At 63.9% G+C, this 21754-nt stretch carries 21 protein-coding genes; 9 read left to right on the top strand and 12 right to left on the bottom strand.

The annotated features are described in order from the left end of the window. Positions 1-282: 282 nt before the first annotated feature. Entirely contained in the window at positions 283-1359 is a 1077-nt protein-coding gene (locus ASD71_RS27380) for a PAAR domain-containing protein (protein WP_082578733.1), read from the top strand. A gap of 514 nt (positions 1360-1873) precedes the next feature. On the opposite strand, the gene ASD71_RS00495 is transcribed toward ASD71_RS27380, so the two are convergent. Then, positions 1874-2695, bottom strand: coding sequence for a metallophosphoesterase (locus tag ASD71_RS00495; RefSeq protein WP_056566194.1), 822 nt, complete (start codon positions 2693-2695; stop codon positions 1874-1876). 114 nt (positions 2696-2809) lie between these two features. On the opposite strand from ASD71_RS00495, the gene ASD71_RS00490 reads away from it, so the two are divergent. Beyond that, positions 2810-3214, top strand: coding sequence for a lysozyme inhibitor LprI family protein (locus ASD71_RS00490; protein WP_056558453.1), 405 nt, complete (start codon positions 2810-2812; stop codon positions 3212-3214). Beyond that, complete coding sequence (locus tag ASD71_RS00485) at positions 3211-3945, top strand: DNA-3-methyladenine glycosylase I (RefSeq protein ID WP_082578732.1); 735 nt, start codon at positions 3211-3213, stop codon at positions 3943-3945. Before ASD71_RS00490 ends, ASD71_RS00485 begins: the two co-directional genes overlap by 4 nt. Positions 3946-3967: 22 nt before the next feature. Here the strand turns inward: ASD71_RS00485 and ASD71_RS00480 are convergent, their stop codons facing one another. After that, a complete protein-coding gene (locus ASD71_RS00480; RefSeq protein WP_056558451.1) occupies positions 3968-4663 on the bottom strand; it encodes a pentapeptide repeat-containing protein in 696 nt (231 codons plus the stop codon). A 5-nt stretch (positions 4664-4668) separates the two neighbouring features. After that, positions 4669-5115: a gas vesicle accessory protein GvpU gene (gvpU, locus tag ASD71_RS28155; protein ID WP_200949347.1), complete on the bottom strand. Its 447-nt coding sequence runs from the start codon at positions 5113-5115 to the stop codon at positions 4669-4671. Positions 5116-5286: 171 nt separating this feature from the next. Between gvpU and ASD71_RS00470 the strand changes: the two genes are divergently transcribed. After that, a complete protein-coding gene (locus ASD71_RS00470) occupies positions 5287-5661 on the top strand; it encodes a hypothetical protein (protein ID WP_056558448.1) in 375 nt (124 codons plus the stop codon). Positions 5662-5711: 50 nt separating this feature from the next. Here the strand turns inward: ASD71_RS00470 and ASD71_RS00465 are convergent, their stop codons facing one another. Then, complete coding sequence (locus ASD71_RS00465; protein WP_056558445.1) at positions 5712-7046, bottom strand: ParB/Srx family N-terminal domain-containing protein; 1335 nt, start codon at positions 7044-7046, stop codon at positions 5712-5714. A 196-nt stretch (positions 7047-7242) separates the two neighbouring features. Between ASD71_RS00465 and ASD71_RS00460 the strand changes: the two genes are divergently transcribed. Then, positions 7243-7926, top strand: a complete 684-nt coding sequence (locus ASD71_RS00460; RefSeq protein WP_082578731.1) for an ankyrin repeat domain-containing protein — start codon at positions 7243-7245, stop codon at positions 7924-7926. Positions 7927-7979: 53 nt separating this feature from the next. Here the strand turns inward: ASD71_RS00460 and ASD71_RS00455 are convergent, their stop codons facing one another. After that, entirely contained in the window at positions 7980-9086 is a 1107-nt protein-coding gene (locus tag ASD71_RS00455; RefSeq protein WP_056558441.1) for a porin, read from the bottom strand. 255 nt (positions 9087-9341) lie between these two features. On the opposite strand from ASD71_RS00455, the gene ASD71_RS00450 reads away from it, so the two are divergent. The 3 genes from ASD71_RS00450 to ASD71_RS00440 all read left to right on the top strand — a co-directional run bounded on the left by ASD71_RS00450 (position 9342) and on the right by ASD71_RS00440 (position 12691). Next, a complete protein-coding gene (locus ASD71_RS00450; RefSeq protein ID WP_056558437.1) occupies positions 9342-9995 on the top strand; it encodes an NUDIX domain-containing protein in 654 nt (217 codons plus the stop codon). Positions 9996-10097: 102 nt separating this feature from the next. Further along, on the top strand, positions 10098-10943 hold the full coding sequence (gene prs / locus ASD71_RS00445; RefSeq protein WP_056558434.1) for a ribose-phosphate diphosphokinase: 846 nt from the start codon (positions 10098-10100) through the stop codon (positions 10941-10943). Between the two features lie 47 nt (positions 10944-10990). Continuing rightward, positions 10991-12691, top strand: a complete 1701-nt coding sequence (locus ASD71_RS00440; protein ID WP_056558430.1) for a nicotinate phosphoribosyltransferase — start codon at positions 10991-10993, stop codon at positions 12689-12691. Between the two features lie 288 nt (positions 12692-12979). Here ASD71_RS00440 and ASD71_RS00435 read toward each other — a convergent pair whose 3' ends face one another. From ASD71_RS00435 to cyoA, 5 genes are all read right to left on the bottom strand, one after another. Next, a complete protein-coding gene (locus tag ASD71_RS00435) occupies positions 12980-13759 on the bottom strand; it encodes an SURF1 family protein (protein WP_056558426.1) in 780 nt (259 codons plus the stop codon). Continuing rightward, positions 13759-14184: a cytochrome o ubiquinol oxidase subunit IV gene (cyoD, locus tag ASD71_RS00430; protein ID WP_056558423.1), complete on the bottom strand. Its 426-nt coding sequence runs from the start codon at positions 14182-14184 to the stop codon at positions 13759-13761. The genes ASD71_RS00435 and cyoD overlap by 1 nt, the downstream gene beginning before the upstream one ends. Then, the gene (gene cyoC / locus ASD71_RS00425; protein ID WP_056558421.1) at positions 14181-14822 is read right to left on the bottom strand and encodes a cytochrome o ubiquinol oxidase subunit III; all 642 of its coding nucleotides are present in this window, start codon (positions 14820-14822) and stop codon (positions 14181-14183) included. Before cyoC ends, cyoD begins: the two co-directional genes overlap by 4 nt. Next, positions 14815-16818 carry a cytochrome o ubiquinol oxidase subunit I gene (cyoB, locus tag ASD71_RS00420; RefSeq protein WP_056558417.1) on the bottom strand — a complete coding sequence of 668 codons (2004 nt, stop codon included), beginning with the start codon at positions 16816-16818 and terminating at the stop codon, positions 14815-14817. Before cyoB ends, cyoC begins: the two co-directional genes overlap by 8 nt. A 63-nt stretch (positions 16819-16881) precedes the next feature. Then, the gene (gene cyoA / locus ASD71_RS00415; RefSeq protein WP_056558414.1) at positions 16882-17925 is read right to left on the bottom strand and encodes a ubiquinol oxidase subunit II; all 1044 of its coding nucleotides are present in this window, start codon (positions 17923-17925) and stop codon (positions 16882-16884) included. Between the two features lie 221 nt (positions 17926-18146). Here cyoA and ASD71_RS00410 point away from each other — a divergent pair, with 221 nt between their 5' ends. Then, positions 18147-19481 carry an MFS transporter gene (locus ASD71_RS00410; RefSeq protein WP_056566183.1) on the top strand — a complete coding sequence of 445 codons (1335 nt, stop codon included), beginning with the start codon at positions 18147-18149 and terminating at the stop codon, positions 19479-19481. A gap of 577 nt (positions 19482-20058) precedes the next feature. On the opposite strand, the gene ASD71_RS00405 is transcribed toward ASD71_RS00410, so the two are convergent. Further along, entirely contained in the window at positions 20059-21102 is a 1044-nt protein-coding gene (locus ASD71_RS00405) for a histone deacetylase family protein (RefSeq protein ID WP_056558411.1), read from the bottom strand. 40 nt (positions 21103-21142) lie between these two features. Further along, the gene (locus ASD71_RS00400; RefSeq protein ID WP_056558407.1) at positions 21143-21721 is read right to left on the bottom strand and encodes a YdcF family protein; all 579 of its coding nucleotides are present in this window, start codon (positions 21719-21721) and stop codon (positions 21143-21145) included. Positions 21722-21754: the final 33 nt, after the last annotated feature.

Here is a 21754-nt window from a genome sequence, read left to right as displayed (position 1 = left end):
CGTTCGGGGCAGGACGGGAAAGACGTTCGCGGCCTGATGGAAAGCGGTTGATCTCCTTGGAGGTCGACATCCGAAAAGCTCACTTGCGAAAGCGGTGGGCTTTTTGTTTGTCCGGGGCTTTTCCTGGAAGGCAACCGCTGGCATGCATGTTTCAAGGTGGACGGCTTCAAGTCGTGCGTTGCATCACCGGGTGAAAGTGCGTCAGACGATTTTCACGTTTATTTGATTCAAGTCGGTTTCTGCCACGCTCAGACTTTCGCGCATCAGTAATTGCCTGGAGCAATGATGACAGCGCGCCCGATCATTCGTGTTGGTGACAAGACGACCCATGGCGGAACGGTGTTGGAGGGGTTTTCGTCCTACGACATCGACGGCCGAGCGGCAGCAGGCCTGGGCCACATGGTGGACTGCCCTAAATGCAAGGGGGTATTCCCCATCGTAGAGGGGGTTGGGAGCTTCGCTATCGACGATGGATACGTCGCCATTGAGGGGATGAGGACGGCCTGCGGGGCAACGTTGATCGCCAGTCAGAATATTGCATTGGTGATTCCGGATGCGAGTGGCACCGCTCGAGTTTCCAGCAATGGGGGCGCTCTCTCAAAAGGCTTTTCTGAGGGCGGAGCAGGGTCAGATTGGCTGCTGTCCAACAGCGTGCGGCAGATTGGTTGTGAACACGCGGACACGGCAATGATCCCTGCCGAGTACATCGTTCGAGAGATGAAGACCAATCCTTTTTCGATTCGGGGGCGGCAAATTCATGACTCGAATCACTTCGACCTTGGGGCATATCACAAGCAGTGGCGCGAATCTCCTTGGTACGGAAAACTATCTTCGCGCCCTACCTACGTGGAGGCGCTGGCCGAAGAAAAACTCCGCGCATATGCACTTTGGGCCGATATTGTCGGACCTGGGCAGCCGTGGGATCACAAGCCGGTGCTGCAAAAAATGCTTAAAGATGTTTGGAATTCAGGCTGGCACAAATCTGGCGCCTATGAATATTTCTACGACATTTGGTCGAACATTCATTACGGCTATGTTGGTGTGGCGGTCGGATTCACCCCTGATGAACTGATTAACGGAGCAGGGATCGCTCAGGCATTGCATGACACTTTGGGGGCGTTGGCCAGACGCCGAATGCCGACCATGCAGAATCATCCCGAAAATGGCAATTGGCCCGCCAGCGCAGATGATAGGCCGGATCACATTTCAATTCAGTTGGAGTGTGACTTGTATACAGACGTCAAACCTCATGCGCTGACCCCGGACATCCTGCTTGGAACCGTTGAAGCTGTACCGTTGCCTTGGGGAAACAGCCGGGGAAGTTCAAAAGAATTGCACGACTGTGAACGCAAGCGTTAGGCGAAATATGCGGAGTCTCGAAAGGTCAATTTGCATCCTGCTTGCCGTGCTAGGAGGGTTGTGTGCAAGTCTCGTCCTTTGGGGCTCGCTGACGCCTACTGTTGTACTCCACTATGCGCAGGACGCCGCAGCGCCTGTGGTGGTTTACTTCAATGACAACCATCGCCTCACGAGGGAAACCATTCATCCCGGCGAGTCAGTCAGATTCTCGACCACGATGTTCGCGTCGCCGGAATCGTGGATTGAGGTCAGCACGCCATTCGTCAATCGCGGAGGCGTGGAAATCACGGGCAAATTCAGTCGAGTCGATGTGTGCATCAGTGCACAAGCGCGGTTTAGCGCCCACACAAGGCACCAGTATTTCGCGCGCTTCACGTCGCCAATTGAGTCATGCAAGGATTCTGATCACGAGCGATAAAAGGCCGGCTGCTAGTCGCAAAATCAGAGCGTGCGAGCAACGGTTCTGGCCACGCAAGCGAGAATCCGCCCGTCGTAATCCCCCCAGACCCCGCATTCACATCTGTCGACGCACCGGTACTTCCCACAACTTCTCCGGCGCATAATCCGCCTGTTCCCCCTTCTTCGCATACCCCAGCGGATTCGCAATCACCCGGCAGCCATCCTTCACGTAATCCTGCGCACAATGCAGATGCCCGTGGATCCACACGTCGGCCAGCGGCAGCAACCCATCCAGCGCATTGCAAAAGCCCGCCGTGCCCGGTGTGACGCCGTAACGCGGATCGGCGCTGGCCAATGTGGGGGCGAAGTGCGTGACGGCCACCGTCGTGCCGTCGAACGGCACGCGCAGGGCGGCGTCCAGCCATTGCTGACAGGCCAGACCCTGCTCGCGCATCTGCTCGGCCATGAAGGGCGCGCCATGGCGGCGCATCTCGGCTTTCTCCAGATAGAAGTCCGCCGCCCTGAACGCCTTGGCACGCTTTTTCAGCGCATCACCCATCGTGTCGTCCGGCGCCGCAAGCGCGTCGAAGTCCGTCCACAAGGTCGTGCCGACGAAGCGCACGCCGCCGATGACTGCCGTCTCCCGTTCCAGCCACTGGATGTCCAGCGCGTTGCACAGGTCTTGCAGGCGCGCATGTGTCTCGTCGAAATCCACGTTGTCGTATTCGTGGTTGCCCGGCACGTACAGGACGGGCGTTGGCCAGCCGTGGCGCGGCGAATAGTCGCCCAGGCCGAAGTCGTCCCGTTCCAGCCGCGAACCCTGACGGTACGAGCCAATGTCGCCGGCCAGCACGAGCAGGTCGGCGCCCGCCAAAGGCTGTGCCACAAAGGTGGGATCGGTTTCAAGATGCAAGTCGGAAAGCAATTGGATCTTCATGGGGCGTATCTTAGGCGACGGACGCGCGCGCTGCGCCGCGCTGGCATCCATGCGACACTTTCCCCCAAGCGTTGACCCACCCCAAACCCACCCACCGGATAAGGAGGAACTCCCATGCGTATTGTTTTTGCCGCCGCCGCGCTCCTGCTTGCAGCGGGGGCGCAGGCCCAAGTGCTCAAGTGTGACCAGGCGTCCACCCAGACCGACATGAACCTGTGCGCGGATCAGGCGTATCGCCAGTCCGACGCCGAGTTGAACGCCGCGTACAAGGAAGCGACGGAGCGCCTGAAGGACAGCAAGGACGCCTTGACGCAACTGCAGGCGGCGCAGAAAGCGTGGCTGTTCTTTCGCGATGCCGAATGCGCGTTTTCGTCAACAGGCGTGACGGGCGGCAGCGCCTATCCGATGGTGTTGAGCATGTGTCTGGACAAGCTCACGAAGGCTCGTACCAAGGAATTGCGCGCGTATCTCGCCTGCGAGGAAGGCGACACGAGCTGCCCGGTGCCCCGCAAGCCATGAAGGCTGCCGCGCAGACTGACGGACACCAGGCCAGCCCGGAAGTCACCAACCCCGACACCAGCAACCCCGGCACCAGCCACCCGGACATCGCCGACCCGGCCGCCGGCATCCCCGACACCGGCCTGATCGTCGACGACCATGGCAAGCCGCGCTGCTTTTGGCAGCCTTCCATGCCGGACTATCACGATCATGAATGGGGCCGGCCGGTTGTTGACGACCGGCGCCTGTTCGAAAAAATCTGTCTGGAAGGTTTTCAGGCCGGCATGGCGTGGATCACCATCCTGCGCAAGCGCGAGGCGTTTCGCGAGGCCTTCGACGATTTCGACATGGAACGGGTGGCTCGTTACACCGAGCGCGACGTCGAGCGCCTGATGACCAATGCGGACATCGTGCGCAACCGCGCCAAGATCGTGTCGGCCATCAACAATGCGCAGCGCGCGCGCGAACTGGCCGACGAGACCGGCTCGCTGGCCGGCTGGCTCTGGGCGCATGAGCCGCCGCCGCAGGATCGTCCGGCGACGGTGGACCGGCACTATTGGGACAACAATCCCACGTCCAAGGCGTCGAAAGAACTTTCGCGGGCGCTGAAGCGGTGCGGCTGGACGTTCGTGGGTCCGACGACCATGCACGCCTTCATGCAGGCCGTGGGCATGGTGAACGAGCACATGAGCGGCTGCGTCTGCCATGGGCAGATCGAGGCGGCGCGCAAGTACATCCGGCGGCCGGGCTGAACAGCTGACCGGCTAAACCCCGTCAGACCACGCTGATCCGCAGTTCAGCCAGCAACGCCGCCGCCTGGGTCTTGGAAATCGTGGCGCCGGCCAGCCGGGCGGCCGCCGTCAGATCCAATCCGCCAAGGTCCGCTTCCCGCAGGTCCGCGCCTTCGAAATGGACGTTTTTCAACGTGGCATTGCGCAGGCTGCCGCCGTGAAAGACCGTCTCGCGGAAATCGCTTCCCGACAGGTCCGCGTCCGAGAAATCCAACTGCAGCAGATTGCACTTTCGAAACGACACGCCGCGCAGCAGGGCCCCGACCAGCAGGCATTCCTCAAGCGACCACCCCAGGCAAGCGATGCCGTCGAAGTCCGATCCCGTCAGCTTGCAAGCGCGGAACCGGGCGCTGGCCAGCCGCGCGCGGCGCCAGTTGGCGTTGTTCAGATCGCAGCTCTGGAAGGTCGCCTCACTGGCGTCCGCCGACGCAAAGCTGGCCGAGCCGCCGCGGCAGCGGAGCCATTGGGTGTCGGTCAGATCCGCGCCTTGGAAGGAGGCACCCGCGATGGCGCAGCCGCTGAACTGAAAGCCGCGCAGCTCCAGGCGGGAAAAATCCGCCTCCTGGAAGTCGCAATCCACAAATGACAGCGCCTTGCCTGCCGCCGTCTCGATGAAGGCCTGCATGGCCTTGCGGTCGATGTCCTGGCCTTCGATCGGCGGAGAAACCGGTTGCGTCATGCGGGTCAGGCCGAGGCGTCGGACTGCAGACGGCCCAGGATGAAGCCATCCACCGCACTGGTGCGGCCGCGCCACAGGGTCGGCTGTCCGGCGATGGGCGTGCCGTCGGCCGTGAAGAACAGAGCGTCGGCCAGGTGAATGTAGTTGGGCAGCGGATCGATGGGCTGAGGCAGGCGGAACACGTCGCCCAGTTCGGCCAGCGACGCGTGCACGGTTTGGCGCGTGTCGGGGTCCAGCGACGCCAGCGAGCCCGAGAAGCTGGCGGCGAAGGTGTCGAAGTACTCGGCGCCCGAGACGATCGAGCCGGACACCAGCATGCCGCCCATCTGCAGGGTCACGCCAATGCTTTCGATCTGGCTGCCGTTGTTGACCAGGTTGACCAGGAACTGCAGAAAGGCGTCTGCGGCGGGCGCAGCGGCGGCGGGTTGGCCGGGGGTGGTGTCGATGCTCATGAGCGGGGTCTCTGAAAGATTTGCAAGAGGCACAAGATACTCGAAGGGCGCTAAAAATGGTCGCGCCGCAATTCGGAGAGAAACGGGCCGTTCGGGCGCCTGACCGGGTCTTCCGGCGGGGAGTGCGGGGAGTATGTTGGCACCCTGACCGTCAATCGCTTTGGAGCATCCATGAGCAGTGTGAATTTCCTGGGTATCAACGCCGGCGACGGCCAGCCCGGCTCGGCCGCCCGACATGCAAACGCCAGTGCCGGCGCCAGCTTCCGCGCGGCGTTCGCCGACGCCACCGAGCGCAATCGTTCGGCCATGGGTCACGGCGTGTCCGGCGCCTCGCAGGCCGCACCCTCGCAGGCCGAAAAGGAATTCATGGACTACGCAGGGATGTCGATCGAGGACAAGATGTTCTACGCGGCCCTGGCGAGCCTGGGCATTTCCAAGGAAGAATACGACGCCATGTCGGCCGCCGAACGCCTGGAAGTCGCCAAGAAAGTCGCCCTGGCCATGCAGCAACTGGCCAAGGCCGACAACACGCAGGAAGTGCTCTGAGGCGCTGACCGCCCCATGCAAAAAGGCCCGCTTGCGCGGGCCTTTTCACATTACCAGCCCCAGCAGGTGCCGGCCGCGGGCTTGCCGCAGGTGCGGTAATTGACGGCGAACCACAGTTTGCCCGCGCCGCGCGGCGTGGAGTCCGCCGTTTTCACGTCGTTGCGCGGCAGCTCTTCCAGCGTGTCGCGCGCGGTCTTGGTGGGCGAGCCGCTGGCGGCGTTGGCTTCCAGCGTGATGCGGCCCAGGCTGGCGGCGTCGCGGTCTTCGAACACGATATCCGTGTCAGTCAACGCGCTCATCTTCAGCGACGCATCGCGCACGGCGGCGGCGTAGCTGTCGTTGGCCCCGGTCGGCAGGATGTCCTTGTTCAGCGTACTGACCGCCAGGATTTCGGCGGCCGTGGCTGGCGCCTGCATCTTGTACTGGTCCAGGCCCAGCAGCTGCCCGGCCGCGGCCTGCCGGCGCAGCCAGTCGCCCCACAGGAATTCCGCAAACTCGGGCAGGTTGCCGTTGCTGTAGGCAATATCACGCGTGAAGTACACCAGCGATCGGTAGCGGTCTTCCTGCATGCCGCCCGGTTCCTGCGCATGGGGCAGGCCGACTCGCGTGGGCAGCTGGTCGACGGTGATCGGCTGGTTTTGGCCGTCGCGCAGCCAGGCGCGGCGCTCGTCCACCAGGCGCTGCCAGAAGGCCGTCGCGGTCGTAAGGTCGCTGTAGTTGGCGTCGACCTTCACCCAAACGGGGAGCTTCGGGCCGCCATCAAAGATCTCGCGCAGCGACGAGAACGTGTGGTGGCCGTCGGTCAGGTACAGATTGCCGTCCCAGCCCACGACCACCGTCTTCAGGTTGGCCGTGTTCGTGCCCGGCGCGTCCATGCACGTGAATGTGTTGGGCTGGTCCAGGCGGGCGGCGCGGGCCTCGGCGATGCTCTGGAACTTCTGCGCGCGCTCGGCGCCGCCCACGTCCTCGCAGTAGTCATCGAACTTCTTGCCGACGGTGCGGTTCAGGTAATCCAGTTGCAGCACGGGATCGGCCGCCCAGGTGGCGCGGTCGAAATCGCCTTGCCAGCGGCCGAGCTTGTAGTAGATCTGGTCATAGCCGATCGCGGCCTGCGTGGGATGCAGTTCCTCGATGCGGACCTGAATGACGTCGCCCGGCTTTTTCTGCAGATAGGCGGTGTTGCGCGGTGGCGTTTCGGGTTCCGGCTCCGGGGCGGGCTGCGGCGCCGGGGTTTCGGCGACCGGCGGCTGGGCGGCATCGTCGTCGTCATCGCCGCCACCGTTGCAGGCAGCCAGGGCCAGCGGCAACAAAGCCAAGGCCAGGGCGCGCATCAGGCGCGCGGGACGGACGAGGGGGGAAAGCTCGGAATCGGAACGAGAGGGCATGGCAGTTCTTGGGGGGCTGCGATCAGTAAGGGAGGCCGATCATGCCGGACGCGTGTTTCCTGCGCATTGCACGTCACCGAGAATCTGACCGAGCATAGGGCGCTCGCACGGCCGTGGGCAAGGAGATAATGGCAGCGCGCCCGCCCGGCCCATCACCGGGCGGCTCGTTCAAATAACACCAAGGAGGCTGCCGGCAATGGCTTACATCAACTTCTGGCGCGCCTGCGTCGTGCTGACGCTGAGCGCAATCGGTTTTGGCGCCGCGGCGGACGATCGGGCCGCGAATGGCCGCGGTGCGCAATTGCTGGAGGCGTCAGGTAGCGGCGAGACGGCGCGCGTGCGCCAGCTGCTGGCCGAGGGCGCGCCGATCGAGACGCGGGACGGGCAGGGCAACACGCCGCTGCTGCGCGCCACGCAGGGCAACCACGCTCAGGCCGCGGCGGCGCTCATCGAAGCCGGCGCCGACGTGAACGCCCAGAACCGCATGCAGGACAGCGCGTATCTGCTGGCGGGTGCGCAGGGCTATCGCGACATCCTAGAACTAACGCTGTCGCACGGCGCCGACCTGAAAAGCACCAACCGCTATGGCGGCACGGCCTTGATTCCCGCGTGCGAGCGGGGCCATGTCGAGGTCGTGAAGCGGCTGCTGGCGGCCGGCGTGGATCCCAACCATGTCAACCGGCTCGGTTGGACGGGGCTGCTCGAGGCCATCATCCTGAGCGACGGCGGACCGCGCCATCAGGCGATCGTGGCGTTGCTGATCGAGGGGGGAGCGGACGTGAATCTGCCCGACAAGGAGGGGCGCACCCCATTGCACCACGCGCGTCAGCGCGGGCAGACGGAAATCGTGCAGATGCTGGAGCGCGCCCGGGCGCGGTAGCACCCGGGCGGCAAGATGGGCCGGCGCCGCAGGGCGGCCGGCCCGGGACAACTTTAGAACTGGTGGCGGATGCCCACGCCGGCGGCGGTGCTCTTCAGACCGTCGATGAACGCGTAGTCCGTGCCGTACGAACCGTAGGCGTACAGGTTGGTGCGCTTGGACAGGTCGTAGGTGTAGCCCACGCTGTAGACGTTCATGTTGGCGTCGCCGCCCGTCAGCTTGTCGTTGGACGGAGCCACGTGCTGCCACGAGGTGAACAGGCTGCCGGAAGCGCCCACGGGGAAGGTGGCGCCCAACATGTAGGAATTGGCCTTGAAGCCGTCCACGAAGCGGTTGGTGCCAAATTCATCGCTGAACGGCGTGCCGGCCGGCAGGTCCTGGCCGACGAACCAGCCGTCGGTGGTGCGGCCGTAGGCGGCAGCCAGCTTGACCACTTCCAGGTCATACGATGCGCCCAAGGCGTACTGACGCGGCGTGGCGCCATTGTCGATGGTGCTGCGGTTGGCGCCGTTCAACTGATCGTACGTCAGCGTCACGTTCAGCGGACCCTGCACGTAGCGCAGGCCGGTGGTGATGCCGCGGGTGTTGTCCGCGGTGCGGAAGCCCGTCTGGTCCGCCGTGGTGTCGTCCGCATTGAACGAATAGCCAATGGCGAATTCAAAGCCGTTCACCGACGGGGTACGGTACATGACCATGTTGTCCCAGCGCATGGTGTTGGCCGCGCTGAAACCCAGGCCCAGGTTGGATTGGGTGTAGCTGGTGTAGAAGGGATCGATGTCGGCCAGGTAGTTGGAACCGACCGTGGCTTGGCGGCCGAATTCCAGCGAGCCCCAGGCGTCGTTGGCCAGACCGATGGTGGCTTGGCGGCCGAACAGGCGGCCGGATTGGCCGCGGCCGCCGTTGGCGGAGTCAAAGCCGCTTTCCAGCTTGAAGACGGCGCGCAGGCCGTCGCCCAGATCTTCGGATCCGCGCAGGCCCCAGCGGGAGCCGGCCTGGATGCCGTTGATCATGCCGACTTTGGAACCACTGTAGCCATCGCCCTTGATCTTGTTGTAGCCGAGGCCGGTGTCGATGACACCGTAAAGAGTGACTGACGGTTCTGCCTGGGCAACGCCTGCGAAAGAAGCCAGCATTGCCGCGGCGAGCAGCGTCTTTTTCATCCGGAAAACTCCTGTGTAGCAGTTGAAGAAAAGCAAAAGGAACACGACGCCAGGCAATCAACCCGACGGTGTTCCTCGGCGCATAGTGTAGAACAATGCGTTAATTGTCGTTATCCGCCGTCAATTCTTGGCAAAATTCGAACACTTTCTAGTGACGCACTTTGGGTGAGCCCGCGGGGGGCGACGGGTGCCGGTTTGACCGCGCCGCCTCATAGTGGCATCTTGCCCAAAACCTGAACTCCTGGAAGCCGCGCCTTGGACTACCCCCAGCCGCTCGTCACCGTCGACGCCGTCCTTCTCACCCTGCGCGAATCCGGTCTGGAAGTCGCGCTGCACCAGCGCGACCGCGATCCCTATCAAGGCGCGATGGCGCTGCCCGGCGGGGTGGTGCACGCCGACGAGGACACGTCCACCGAAGACAGCATCCGGCGGGTATTGCGCGACAAGACCGGCTTCGAGCCGCGCTATCTGGAGCAATTGCAGGTGTTCTCCGGCCGGGACCGGGATCCCCGGCAGTGGTCGCTGTCGGTGGCCTATGTGGCGCTGGTGCCCGCCGCCGAACTGGCCGCCGCCACGCGCGCGGCGTTTCGTTTCGTCAGCGTGGACGCATTGCCGCCGCTGGCGTTCGACCACGCCGACATCGTCACGGCGGCCGTGGATCGGCTGCGCAGCAAGTCCACCTATTCCACGCTGCCGTTCTTCCTGCTGCCCGAGCGCTTCACGCTGACCCAACTGCAGCACACCTACGAGGCGATCCTGCAGACCCGGCTGGAGAAGTCCAATTTCCGCCGCAAGATGGAGGCGTGGGGCGCGCTCGAGGCCACCGGCGAAGTGGTCGGAGGCGCGCAGCGCCCGGCGCGCCTTTACCGGTTGAAGGATTTCACGTTTTTCGATCGTAGCGTCGGCTGATGCCGAGGCCGCTGCCTTTCCAATGCAAAGATAGTTGCATAACGACAATAAGTGAGCTTATACTGGCGTCACTTAGTTTTGAAATGCCACTAAGGGGCGAACATGTTCACCATCACCGCAGTCATTGAAGGGCAACGCACGACCGACACGCCGGCCGCGTTCCGGTTTCCGGGCGGCGAGATGCAGGTCACCATTCCCGCCGGCCTGCGCGAACAAGCCGACGCCGCGCGCGAATTCCGCATCCACGCCTTGCTGAAGTCGGCCGACGACATCATGCAGTTGCTACTGCTGACCGACGCGCTGCGCCGCCTGAACCCCGCCGCGCCCGTGCATCTGGACATGCCCTACGTGCCGTACGCCCGCCAGGACCGCGTCTGCAACCCGGGCGAGGCGCTGGGCGCCTCCGTGTTCTGCAAGCTCATCAACGACCAGCAGTACGCCACCGTCACCATCGTGGAACCGCACAGCGACGTCACGCCGGCGCTGTTGCAGCGGGTGCGGGTGGTCGACGCCGCCGCGTTCCTGAAGAATGCGCTGGCCGCGTCGGCCTTTGCCCAGGGCGTCACGCTGATGGCCCCGGACGCCGGCGCTCGCAAGCGGGTGCAGGCGCTGGCCAAGGCACTGGGCGTCGCGGACGTCCGCTACGCGGAAAAGGTCCGCGACCCGCAGACCGGCCGCATCACTGAAACCCGCGTGCCCGACGATATCCCGGACCAGCCACTGCTGGTCGTCGACGACATCTGCGACGGCGGACGCACATTCCTGGAACTGGCCGCCGCCCTGGCCGGCAAGACCCGCCAGCCGCTCTACCTGTATGTCACGCACGGCATCTTCAGCAAGGGCCTGACGGAACTGAAGGCCCGTTACGCAGAGATTTTCACCGCCTACGACTGGACCCGCACGGAAGCGGCCGCCGCGCCTGGCGCCGCCGCCGTGCTGGTCAACTGAGAATTCCGGTCAACGAACAATGCTGGTCAACTAAGAAGGAACCCGCCATGAATGCCCCCGACACCCTGGCCCCCGCGCTCAAGAACGGCCTGAATCCCTTCCTGCAGGCGGATTTCTACAAGACCGGCCACCCGTTCCAGTACCCCAAGGGCACGAACAAGATCCTGGCCAATTTCACGCCGCGTTCGGCGCGCCTGGCGCCGGTGCTACCGGAACTGTTCGACGAGAAGATCGTCTGGTTCGGCCTGCAGGGCTTCATCAAGGAAATCCTGATCGGCCTGTTCAACCGCGAGTTCTTCGCCAAACCCGCCACCACGGCCGTGCGCCAGTACCAACGCCGCGTGGACAACGCCCTGGGCAAGGGCGCCGTCACGGTGGATCACCTGCAGGCGCTGCACGACCTGGGTTACCTGCCGCTGGAAATCCGCTCGGTGCCCGAAGGCGCGCGCGTCGACATCCGCGTGCCGCCAGTCACCTTCATCAACACCCGGCCGGAATTCGCCTGGCTGGTGACCTACATCGAAACCCTGTTCAGCTGCGAGTCCTGGAAGCCGTCCACCGTCGCCACCATCGCCTTCGAATACCGCAAGCTGCTGACCTATTTCGCGCAACTGACCGGCAGTCCGATGGCGTTCGTGGACTGGCAGGGCCACGACTTTTCGATGCGCGGCATGGCCGGCCTGTACGACGCGCGCAAGTGCGGCGCGGGTCACCTGCTGTCCTTCACCGGCACCGACACGATCCCGGCCATCGACTACCTGGAAGACATCTACAACGCGGATTCCGACCGGGAACTCATCGGCGGCTCGGTGCCCGCGACAGAGCACTCCGTGATGTGCCTGGGCAGCAAGGAAGGCGAGATCGAGACCATCCGCCGCCTGGTCAAGCAGGTGTATCCGGCGGGCATCGTGTCGGTGGTGTCTGACACCTGGGACTTCTGGCAGGTGGTGACGGACTTTGCCGCGGCGCTCAAGTCCGAGATCATGAGCCGCCAGCCGGATGCGCTGGGCAACGCCAAGGTCGTGTTCCGTCCTGATTCCGGCGACCCCGTGAAGATCCTGACCGGCTACTTCTGCACGGATGTGCCGGGCGTGCAGGACCGCGCTGCCCTGCAAGCGGCGCAGGCCGCGGGCTTCGAGGCCGTGCGCGATGCGGCCACGGGGACGTACTGGCTGCTGGGCGAGGACGCCAGCGCCCAGCAGACGCTGCGCGCGCCCGAGGTGAAGGGCGCTGTGCAATGCCTGTGGGACACGTTCGGCGGCGTAGAGACCGATCGCGGGTACAAGCTGCTGGATCCGCACGTCGGCCTGATCTACGGCGATTCCATCACGCTGACCCGGGCGCGCGACATCCTGGTGCGCCTGGAACGCAAGGGCTTTGCGTCGGGCAACGTGGTGCTGGGCATCGGGTCGTACACCTATCAGTACCTGACCCGCGACACGTTCGGCTGGGCGCTGAAGGCCACGTACGCCGAGGTCAACGGCGAGCCGCAGGAACTGGTCAAGGACCCGGTCACCGATTCCGGCGTGAAGAAGTCCGCCAAGGGCTTGCTGCGCGTGGACGAGACGCCGGACGGCTTCGTGCTGCACGACCAGCAGACGCCCGAGCAGGCGGCGGGCGGCGCGCTGGCGCCGGTGTTCCGCGATGGCGAGCTGCTGGTGGAACAAAGCCTGGCGGAAATCCGGGCGCGGCTGCAGGGATCGTGGGTGTGTCCCGAACCCGGCAGCATCCGCTGGCCGGCCTGCTGATCCCGCAGGTGTTTGCCGGCAGATAAAACGACAACTGCGCCCCTTTGGGCGCCGTTGTTGCTGGCGAGACCGGTCTTCGTGGGGCAAGGTGTCAGACACCCTTGTGGCGCCTGCTCAACTTGACGGTCGTTGCTGACGGGTCTCAGACACCTTGCAGAGCGGACCCAAGGTGTCTGACACCCACTGCTCCGCTCCCCAAGCTGACGGCATCTTCGCCGGGTGTCTGACACCGTCCTGGAAACAGTAACGGCGCCTTGAGGGGCGCCGTTATGTTTGCGTGCCAGCAGGTCAGCCCGGCCGGCGCGCGCGTTTTTCCTCGCGCACGAAGATCACCACGCCCACGATCACCATCAGCGCCAGCGCATACCAGGTGATGGCGTACGTCAGATGGTTGTTCGGGAAGTTGATCATCGTAAGCCCGCCCACCGGCTCCCGGGCGGGATCCTTGCCGGGGCTGGATGCCGCATCGGCGTCGATGAAGTAGGGCGCCACGTCGGCAAGTCCGCGCGCCGCCGCGATGCCGGGCAGATCGCGTGAATACCAGAGGTTGGCGGCCGGGTCGTTGTTGCGTAGAAAGCCGCTGGCCGGTTCGCCCATGCGCAGCAATCCCGTGACCTGGCCCGGCGCCGGCGGCTGGGCGCTATTGGCCGCGTCCTTGCGCCATGCCGGCAGCACGAAGCCTCGGTTCACCAGCACGGTGCCGCCGTCCGCCAGTTGCAGCGGCGTCATGACCCAATAGCCGCTGCCCAGTTCGGTGGCGGCCTGCACCAGCGTCTGCTTGTCGAAGTGGTAAGTGCCGGACGCGGTGACGTGGCGGTATTCGGCGTTGTCCTGCGTCAACTGCGCCCATTCGTTCTTGCCGGGGGCGGGCGTGGCGGGCGCGTGGGCCCGCTGATCCACCTGCGCGATCAGCGCGCGCTTCCAGGCCAGCCGGTGTACCTGCCAGGTTCCCAGGGCGCAAAGCCCGGCGAAGATGGCAACAGCCAGCAACCCCAGGATGACCAGGGTTGCCTTGCTGCGCGGATTACGGGAGGTGTCGCGTGAAGAAATGTCTTTGACTACAGCCATCAGGGCATCTTGCGCATGTCATGCGGGGACATGGGCATCATGTTGGAGTTCAAGTGGTACATGATCCAGATGGATCCGCTGAGCGTGATGACGACCAGCACGAGCGTGAATATTAACGCCAACATGTTCCACCCGCTTTCGGACTTGGTGTCCAGGTGCAGGAAGTAGATGATGTGGACCACGATCTGCACGACGGCAAAGGCCAGGATCACCAGGCCGGTGACCCGCGAGCTGTCGATGACGCGGTCCATGACCAGCCAGAACGGAATGGCCGTCAGGATGGCCGCCAGCACGAAGCCGGTCATGTAGCTCTTGAAGGTGCCGTGGCCGGCGCCGTCGTCATCGTCATGGTGGCCATCGTGATGATCGTGGCCGTGGTGGCCGCCGTGGCCGGTGTCGGCCAGGTTATCCATGTGCGACGTCATGGCAGCACTCCCATCAGATACACGAAGGTGAACACGCCCACCCAGATCAGGTCCAGGAAGTGCCAGAACATCGACAGGCACATCAGGCGGCGGCGGTTTTCAGGGATCAGGCCGTGCATGCGCACCTGCAGCATCAGCGTCACCAGCCACACGATGCCGAACGTCACGTGCAACCCGTGCGTGCCGACCAGCGTGAAGAACGCCGACAGGAAGGCGCTGCGTTGGGGGCCGGCGCCTTGATGGATCAGGTGCCAGAACTCGTAGATTTCCAGCGACAGAAAGCCCAGGCCAAGGATGCCGGTCACTGCCAGCCACAACTGCGTCGCGCCGATGCGGTTGCGCCGCATCTCCAGCATCGCGAACCCGTAGGTGATGGACGACAGCAGCAGCAGCGATGTGTTCACGGCCACCAGCGGCAGGTCGAACAGGTCCGCGCCGGACGGGCCCGCCGCGAAGCTGCGGCCCAGCACGCCGTAGACCGCAAACAGGCACGCGAAGATGAGGCAGTCGCTCATCAGGTAGACCCAGAACCCAAGCAGCGTACCGTTCTTGGGATGATGTTCGCCAGGAACGTAGAAGACCGGTTCCTGGGACGGCGCGGCGCCGCCGGGCATGGGGTGGGCGAGGGTATCAGACATGTTGCGCTAGCAGCCTTGAACGGGCGTCTTCCGTGGCGACGACCTCAGCGGCCGGCACGTAGTAGTCGCGCTTGTAGTTGAAGGTATGGATGATCGACACGAGGATCAGCGCCGCGAACGACAACACCACCAGCGGCCACATGTGCCAGATCAGGGCAAAGCCCAGCACCACGCTGATCCCGGCAAGCACGATGCCCGCCCAGGTGTTCTTCGGCATGTGAATCGGAATGAAGCCCTGCTGCGGACGCTGGTAGCCATGCTGCTTCATCTGCCACCAGGCGTCCAGGTCATGCACCCGCGGCGTGAATGCAAAGTTGTAGACGGGCGGCGGCGACGAGGTGGACCATTCGAGCGTGCGGCCATCCCAAGGATCGCCGGTGGTGTCGCGCAACTGGTCGCGGCGGCGGTAGCTGACCACGAGCTGGATGATGAAGCTGGCGATGCCGCATGCGATCAGCAGCGCACCGAAGGCCGCGATCTGGAACCAGATCTGCAGCGACATGTCTTCAAAGTGGTTCACGCGGCGCGTCACGCCCATCAGGCCCAGCACGTACAACGGCATGAAGGCCACGTAAAAGCCCACGAGCCAGAACCAGAACGAGCATTTGCCCCAGAACGGATCGAGTTTGTAGCCGAACGCCTTCGGGAACCAGTACGTGATGCCGGCCATCAGCCCGAACAGCACGCCGCCGATGATCACGTTGTGAAAGTGCGCAATCAGGAACAGGCTGTTGTGCAGCGCGAAGTCGGCGGGCGGTACGGCCAGCAGCACGCCCGTCATGCCGCCGATCACGAAGGTGACCATGAAGCCGAGCGTCCAGAGCATGGGGACTTCAAAGCGGATGCGCCCGCGGTACATGGTGAACAGCCAGTTGAAGATCTTGGCGCCTGTCGGGATCGAGATGATCATTGTCGTGATCCCGAAGAACGAGTTCACGCTTGCCCCGGATCCCATGGTGAAGAAGTGGTGCAGCCACACCAGGTACGACAGCACGGTGATCACGACCGTGGCGTAGACCATGGACGCATAGCCGAACAGGCGCTTGCGGCAATACGTGGACACCACTTCGGAAAAGATGCCGAATGCGGGCAGGATCAGGATGTAGACCTCGGGGTGGCCCCAGATCCAGATCAGGTTCACGTACATCATGGCGTTGCCGCCGAAGTCCGCGGTGAAGAAGTTGGTGCCCACGTAGCGGTCCATGGACAAGAGCGCCAGCACCGCCGTCAGCACGGGGAACGCCGCCACGATCAGCACGTTGGTGCACAGCGCGGTCCACGTGAAGATGGGCATGCGCATCATCTTCATGCCGGGCGCGCGCATCTTCACGATGGTGACCAACAGGTTCACGCCCGATAGCAGTGTTCCCACGCCCGCTATCTGCAATGCCCATATGTAGTAGTCGACCCCGACGTCCGGACTGTGCAGGATGCCTGATAAGGGTGGATACGCCAGCCAGCCGGTGCGGGCGAATTCCCCCACGAACAGCGACATCATCACCAGGATCACGCCGCCCGCGGTCATCCAGAAGCTGAAATTGTTCAGGAACGGAAACGCGACGTCGCGCGCGCCGATCTGCAGCGGCACGATGAAATTCATCAGTCCCGTGACCAGCGGCATCGCCACGAAGAAGATCATGATGACGCCGTGCGCCGTGAAGATCTGGTCGTAGTGGTGGGGCGGCAGAAAGCCGGTGGAGTCGCCGAAGGCCACGGCCTGCTGGGAACGCATCATGATGGCGTCGGCAAAGCCGCGCAGCAGCATCACGATGCCAAGGATCACGTACATGATCCCGATCTTCTTGTGGTCGATGCTGGTGAACCACTCGCGCCACAGATAGCCCCACTTCTTGTAGTACGTGACGGAGCCCAGCAGCACGATGCCGCCCGCCGCCACCACGAAGAAGGTGCCCAGCAGAATGGGATCGTGAAAAGGAATGGCGTCCCAGGTAAGCCGGCCGAAGATCAGCTTGGTGAGGTCAGGTTGATCAGGCATCTCGATTCCAGCAAAAAAACCGCGTTTACATGGAGCACGTCGCGTGCCGAAAAACCTGCCGCGCTACAGCACCAGTCCTTCAGAGGCCGTGCACATGGCGCCGACATACTTGCGCGGCGGCGTTTCCGTAAGTCCCAACTGCTCGCGCACTTGCGGGTCCAGGGTGGTGAGGTTGTGCGCGCCCGGTATGCCGGCGCCGCCTTGCGCGTCGATGGCCATTGCATCGCGCATGCACATGCGGTTGGGTTCGACGCAGCGGTTCACGATGGCGTCGAAAAGGCCCGGCGCAACGGTGGCGTAAAGCTGCACCGGGTTGCGCTCGCTGGGTTGTTCAAGCTTCAGGTAAGCCGCGCGGTCCAGCGTGGCCTGCGATTTCTGGGCCTGCGCGACCCAGTCGTCAAAGCCCTTCTGATCCAGGCCATGGAAGCGGAATCGCATGCCCGAAAAGCCGGAGCCGCTGTAATTGGCGGACAGGCCTTCGTATTCGCCGGGGTGGTTGATGACCGCGTGCAGTGTGGTCTGCATGCCGGGCATGGCGTAGATCTGCCCGGCCAGCGCGGGCACGAAGAACGAGTTCATGACCGACGACGAGGTGATCTTGAACTGGATGGGACGGTCCACCGGCGCGGCCATCTCGTTGACGGCGGCCACGCCTTGCTCGGGATAGAGGAACAACCACTTCCAGTCCAGCGCAACCACTTCGACGACCAGCGGCTTGGTGTTGGGCGGCACTTCGCGGCCTTCGGACAGGCGCGCCAGCGGCCGGTAGGGATCGAGCTGGTGCGTGCTGACCCATGTGAGCGCGCCGAGCGCAATGATGATGAGCAGCGGCGCGGCCCAGATCAGCAGCTCCAGCATCGTGGAGTGGTTCCAGTCGGGATCGTAGGCGGCTTCCTTGTTGCTGGCGCGATAGCGCCATGCGAACAGCAGCGTGAGGATGATGACCGGCACGATGATGATGAGCATCAAGCCGGTGGAGATGATGATCAAGTTGCGTTGTTGCACGGCCACGTCACCCGATGGCGACAGCAGGACCGCATTGCACCCGGCGAGCAGCGGCAGGGCGGCAAACAGGATCAATCCGCGGAGCCTTGCGAAGGACGACATAGTCATACCCCGAAACGTAACCGTGCGAAGTAAACGAAACACTACGCTGGAAGCCGCGAAAAATCTAGGGTAAAAAGAGCAAAAGTATGCACGGGAACGCGTGCGGGGCAGTCATGGGCCAAAACGCTTGCGGCGTCCGGCATGATGCGCGTACCGTGGTGCTGGTGTGTTGCAAGATCGTAGACAAGGCGTATCCAGAACCTTCTTTTGCGAGCGAACCCATGTCGACCACCACGCAGTATCCTGGTCATCCCGCTCCCGGATCCGGTCCCGGGGCGATCAGCGGCGGAGCCAGCCACGCCAAGGTGGCGCCCGGTGAAATCGCCGTGGGGGTGGTCGTCGGACGCGCCTCTGAATACTTCGATTTCTTCGTCTTCGGCATTGCGTGCGTGCTGGTTTTTCCGAAGGTGTTCTTTCCCTTCGAAGGCCCATTGGAAGGCACGCTGTCGGCCTTCATCATCTTCTCTTTCGCCTTCATCATGCGTCCCATCGGCACCGCGCTGTCGATGGCGGTTCAGCGCCGATGGGGCCGCGCAACCAAGCTGACCGTCGCCTTGTTCGTGCTAGGCACTGCGACCGTGGGCATGGCGTTCCTACCCAGCTATGAATCCATTGGCGTGCACGCCATCACCTTGCTCGCGGTGTTCCGGTGCCTGCAGGGCCTGGCGTTTGGCGGCTCGTGGGACGGCCTGCCGTCGCTGCTGGCGTTGAACGCGCCGCCCAATCGCCGCGGCTGGTATTCGATGATGGGTCAGCTTGGTGCGCCCGTCGGCTTCTTGGTGGCCAGTGCGCTGTTTCTCTATCTGCATGTGACGCTCACGCAGGCCGATTTTCTTGAATGGGGCTGGCGCTATCCATTCTTCGTGGCGTTCGCGATTAACGTGGTGGCGCTGTTTGCGCGGCTGCGGCTGGTCGTCACCGAGGAATACACGCAGCTGCTTGAAGAAGGCGAACTCGAGCCCATCGGCATCCGCGAGATCATCAGCCAGCAAGGCTACAACCTCTTCATTGGCGCCTTCGCCGCGCTGGCCAGCTATGCGCTGTTTCACCTCGTCACGGTTTTTCCGCTGTCGTGGATCGCTGTCAGCGGCACGCAACAGATTTCGGATGTGCTGATCGTTCAGATCATCGGCGCGGTGATCGGCATCCTGGGCACGATCGCGTCCGGGTGGCTGGCTGATCGCATCGGGCGGCGTACCACGCTGGGATTGCTTGCCATGCTGATCGGCGTGTTTGCGATCGTGTCGCCTTGGCTGCTGGGCGGCGGGCCGAAGGCGCAGGATGCGTTCATTTTGATCGGCTTCGCGCTACTGGGTCTGTCTTATGGACAGGCATCCGGCACGGTCACAGCCAACTTCACGCGGCGGTTCCGTTATACCGGTGCGGCCTTGACGTCCGACATGGCGTGGCTGGTCGGCGCGGCGTTCGCGCCGGTCGTGGCACTGGGGCTGTCGGCGCGGTTCGGGCTGGTGGCGGTCAGCGTGTATTTGCTGTCCGGCGTAGCTTGCACGTTGATTGCGCTGCGCATCAACAAGGTGCTTGAAACCCGCGATTGAATGTGGGGCAGCGAGTTGCTGCCCCGGTGTCTGACACCCTGGTGAGATGGTCTTAAGTTTGCTGCGGTGTGCCTAGGGTGTCAGACACCTGCTGCGGATGACCTTGCTGCCCCGGTGTCTGACACCCTGGTGAGATGGTCTTGGGTTTGCTGCGGTGTACCTAGGGTGTCAGACACCTGCTGCGGAAGACCTTGCTGCCCCGGTGTCTGACACGCTGGTGAGATGGTCTTGGGTTTGCTGCGGTGTACCTAGGGTGTCAGACACCTGCTGCGGATGACCTTGCTGCCCCGGTGTCTGACACCCCCTGGTGAGATGGTCTTGGGTTTGCTGCGGTGTACCTAGGGGGTCAGACACCTACTGCGGATGACCGTGCTGCCCCGGTGTCTGACACCCTGGTGAGATGGTCTTGGGTTTGCTGCGGTGTACCTAAGGTGTCAGACACCTGCTGCGGAAGACCTTGCTGCCCCGGTGTCTGACACCCTGGTGAGATGGCCTTGGGTTTGCTGCGTTGTACCTAGGGTGTCAGACACCTGCTGCGGATGACCTGGCCCCGGTGTTTGACATGCCGCACCGGCGTTCAGCCCAGATATCCTTCCAATACGTTCGCAACGTTGACGCCCACGTCGGCGACCGCATAGCCGCCTTCCATCGTGAACACCGCGGGCAGGCCCAGGCCGGCCAGCAGGCGGCCGACCTGCAGATAGTCGGCGCTTTTCAACTTGAACTTGGATATCGGATCGCCCTCGTAGGTATCCACGCCCAGCGCAACGACCAGCGCATCGGCCTTGAACGCGCGGACCGCGTCCAGGCCCTGCTGCAAGGCCGCCGTCCATGCTGCAAAGTCGCTGCCGGCAGGCAGCGGCAGGTTCACGTTGCAGCCCTGGCCTGCGCCGTCGCCGCGCTCGTCGGCGTATCCCAGGTAGAACGGATACTCGGTGGTCGGGTCGCCATGGACCGATACGGTCAGCACGTCGCCGCGGTCGTAGAAGATGCTCTGCGTGCCGTTGCCATGGTGATAGTCCACGTCCAGCACGGCAACGCGCTGCGCGCCGGCGTCGCGCAGCGCCTGGGCCGCCAGCGCCGCGTTGTTCAAAAAGCAGTAACCGCCGAAGAAGTCCGCGCCGGCATGATGGCCGGGCGGGCGCGTCAGCGCCATGGCGGCGCGCTGGCCCTGGCCTTGGGAAATGGCGCGCGCGGCGTCGATGGCGCAGGCGGCGCCCGCGGTGGCTGCCTCCCAGGTGCCGGCCGTCAGCGGACAGCCGCTATCGAACGAGAACAGCCCGACGCGCGCGGCAAAATTCGTGGGTTCGATGTCGTGCCGGAATCCGCGCACGGGCCAGATCGAAGGCAGCACGTCGAGGGCAGCGTTGGCCGGATCCAGGGCAATCCATTCGCTCCAGGCGCTTGCCAGAAAGTCCACGTAGCGCGGCGTGTGCACGCGCTTGATCAGATCCATGTCGGGCGCGGAGGGCGCGCGCAATTCACCGATGCCGCGCTGACGCAGCGCGTCCAGCACGTATTCCAGCCTTGCCGGCGTTTCGTGGCAGGGCACCAGCTTGCCGCGGAACATCTCCTGGCGGCCGCTGTGTTTGTCGTGAACGGGGTTGTGGAAGATCAGCACGATGGAAAGTCCTGGAAGGGTAGGGCAGGCGGTTGCGCCGCTACAGTGGCCGGAAAATATACAGCGCCACGGCGGGCAGTTCGCGCAAAACGGAATAGACGTCGCGTAATTCAAAGAATGCCGGATAGCCGCCGCTTACGTCCGCGACGCCCTGGCGCTTGAGCGCGAGCATCGTGCGCGGCACATGGAAGTACTGCGTCACGGCCAGCGCGCGCGTGTAGCCGTGCTCGCGCATGTAGGCGCTTGCGTGGCGGGCGGTGGCCCAGGTGTCGACGCCGGCGCTGTCCACGACGATGCGGTCGGCGGGCACGCCGCGCGCCAGCAGGTAGTCGCGCATGGCGGCGGCCTCGTCCGTGCCCGCCGGATCCACGCCGCCGCTGACGAACAGGATTCGGCATGTCGATGCGGCGTAGCAGTCGAACGCACGGTCCAGCCGCGCGGCCAGGCGCGGCGAAGGCTTGCCGCCGGGTTGCACGGTGTTGCCCAGCACGACCGCCACGTCGGCGTTCCGCGCGCTAGCCGACAGGCCCGTCGCGGCCAGTGCGACGGCCGCCAGTAGCACGAGCGCCGCCACAATCAACACGGCGCGGGTCGCAAATCGGCAGATCGAAAACGTCATGTCGTGTGTGGGAAAGAAGACGAGGCCAGGAGC

Source organism: Achromobacter sp. Root565 (assembly GCF_001427425.1).
GTDB classification, from domain to species: Bacteria; Pseudomonadota; Gammaproteobacteria; order Burkholderiales; family Burkholderiaceae_B; genus Achromobacter; species Achromobacter spanius_D.
Note: the sequence above shows the minus strand (reverse complement) of the source record. Positions and strands in the feature narration are given on the sequence as shown.

What these genes read in the sequence shown, in the direction of transcription:
- ASD71_RS27380 (WP_082578733.1), top strand. Translation starts at nt 283, where the DNA reads ATGATGACAGCGCGCCCGATCATTCGTGTTGGTGACAAGACGACCCAT.
- ASD71_RS00495 (WP_056566194.1), bottom strand. Translation starts at nt 2,695, where the DNA reads ATGAAGATCCAATTGCTTTCCGACTTGCATCTTGAAACCGATCCCACC.
- ASD71_RS00490 (WP_056558453.1), top strand. Translation starts at nt 2,810, where the DNA reads ATGCGTATTGTTTTTGCCGCCGCCGCGCTCCTGCTTGCAGCGGGGGCG.
- ASD71_RS00485 (WP_082578732.1), top strand. Translation starts at nt 3,211, where the DNA reads ATGAAGGCTGCCGCGCAGACTGACGGACACCAGGCCAGCCCGGAAGTC.
- ASD71_RS00480 (WP_056558451.1), bottom strand. Translation starts at nt 4,663, where the DNA reads ATGACGCAACCGGTTTCTCCGCCGATCGAAGGCCAGGACATCGACCGC.
- gvpU (WP_200949347.1), bottom strand. Translation starts at nt 5,115, where the DNA reads ATGAGCATCGACACCACCCCCGGCCAACCCGCCGCCGCTGCGCCCGCC.
- ASD71_RS00470 (WP_056558448.1), top strand. Translation starts at nt 5,287, where the DNA reads ATGAGCAGTGTGAATTTCCTGGGTATCAACGCCGGCGACGGCCAGCCC.
- ASD71_RS00465 (WP_056558445.1), bottom strand. Translation starts at nt 7,046, where the DNA reads ATGCCCTCTCGTTCCGATTCCGAGCTTTCCCCCCTCGTCCGTCCCGCG.
- ASD71_RS00460 (WP_082578731.1), top strand. Translation starts at nt 7,243, where the DNA reads ATGGCTTACATCAACTTCTGGCGCGCCTGCGTCGTGCTGACGCTGAGC.
- ASD71_RS00455 (WP_056558441.1), bottom strand. Translation starts at nt 9,086, where the DNA reads ATGAAAAAGACGCTGCTCGCCGCGGCAATGCTGGCTTCTTTCGCAGGC.
- prs (WP_056558434.1), top strand. Translation starts at nt 10,098, where the DNA reads ATGTTCACCATCACCGCAGTCATTGAAGGGCAACGCACGACCGACACG.
- ASD71_RS00440 (WP_056558430.1), top strand. Translation starts at nt 10,991, where the DNA reads ATGAATGCCCCCGACACCCTGGCCCCCGCGCTCAAGAACGGCCTGAAT.
- ASD71_RS00435 (WP_056558426.1), bottom strand. Translation starts at nt 13,759, where the DNA reads ATGGCTGTAGTCAAAGACATTTCTTCACGCGACACCTCCCGTAATCCG.
- cyoD (WP_056558423.1), bottom strand. Translation starts at nt 14,184, where the DNA reads ATGACGTCGCACATGGATAACCTGGCCGACACCGGCCACGGCGGCCAC.
- cyoC (WP_056558421.1), bottom strand. Translation starts at nt 14,822, where the DNA reads ATGTCTGATACCCTCGCCCACCCCATGCCCGGCGGCGCCGCGCCGTCC.
- cyoB (WP_056558417.1), bottom strand. Translation starts at nt 16,818, where the DNA reads ATGCCTGATCAACCTGACCTCACCAAGCTGATCTTCGGCCGGCTTACC.
- cyoA (WP_056558414.1), bottom strand. Translation starts at nt 17,925, where the DNA reads ATGTCGTCCTTCGCAAGGCTCCGCGGATTGATCCTGTTTGCCGCCCTG.
- ASD71_RS00410 (WP_056566183.1), top strand. Translation starts at nt 18,147, where the DNA reads ATGTCGACCACCACGCAGTATCCTGGTCATCCCGCTCCCGGATCCGGT.
- ASD71_RS00400 (WP_056558407.1), bottom strand. Translation starts at nt 21,721, where the DNA reads ATGACGTTTTCGATCTGCCGATTTGCGACCCGCGCCGTGTTGATTGTG.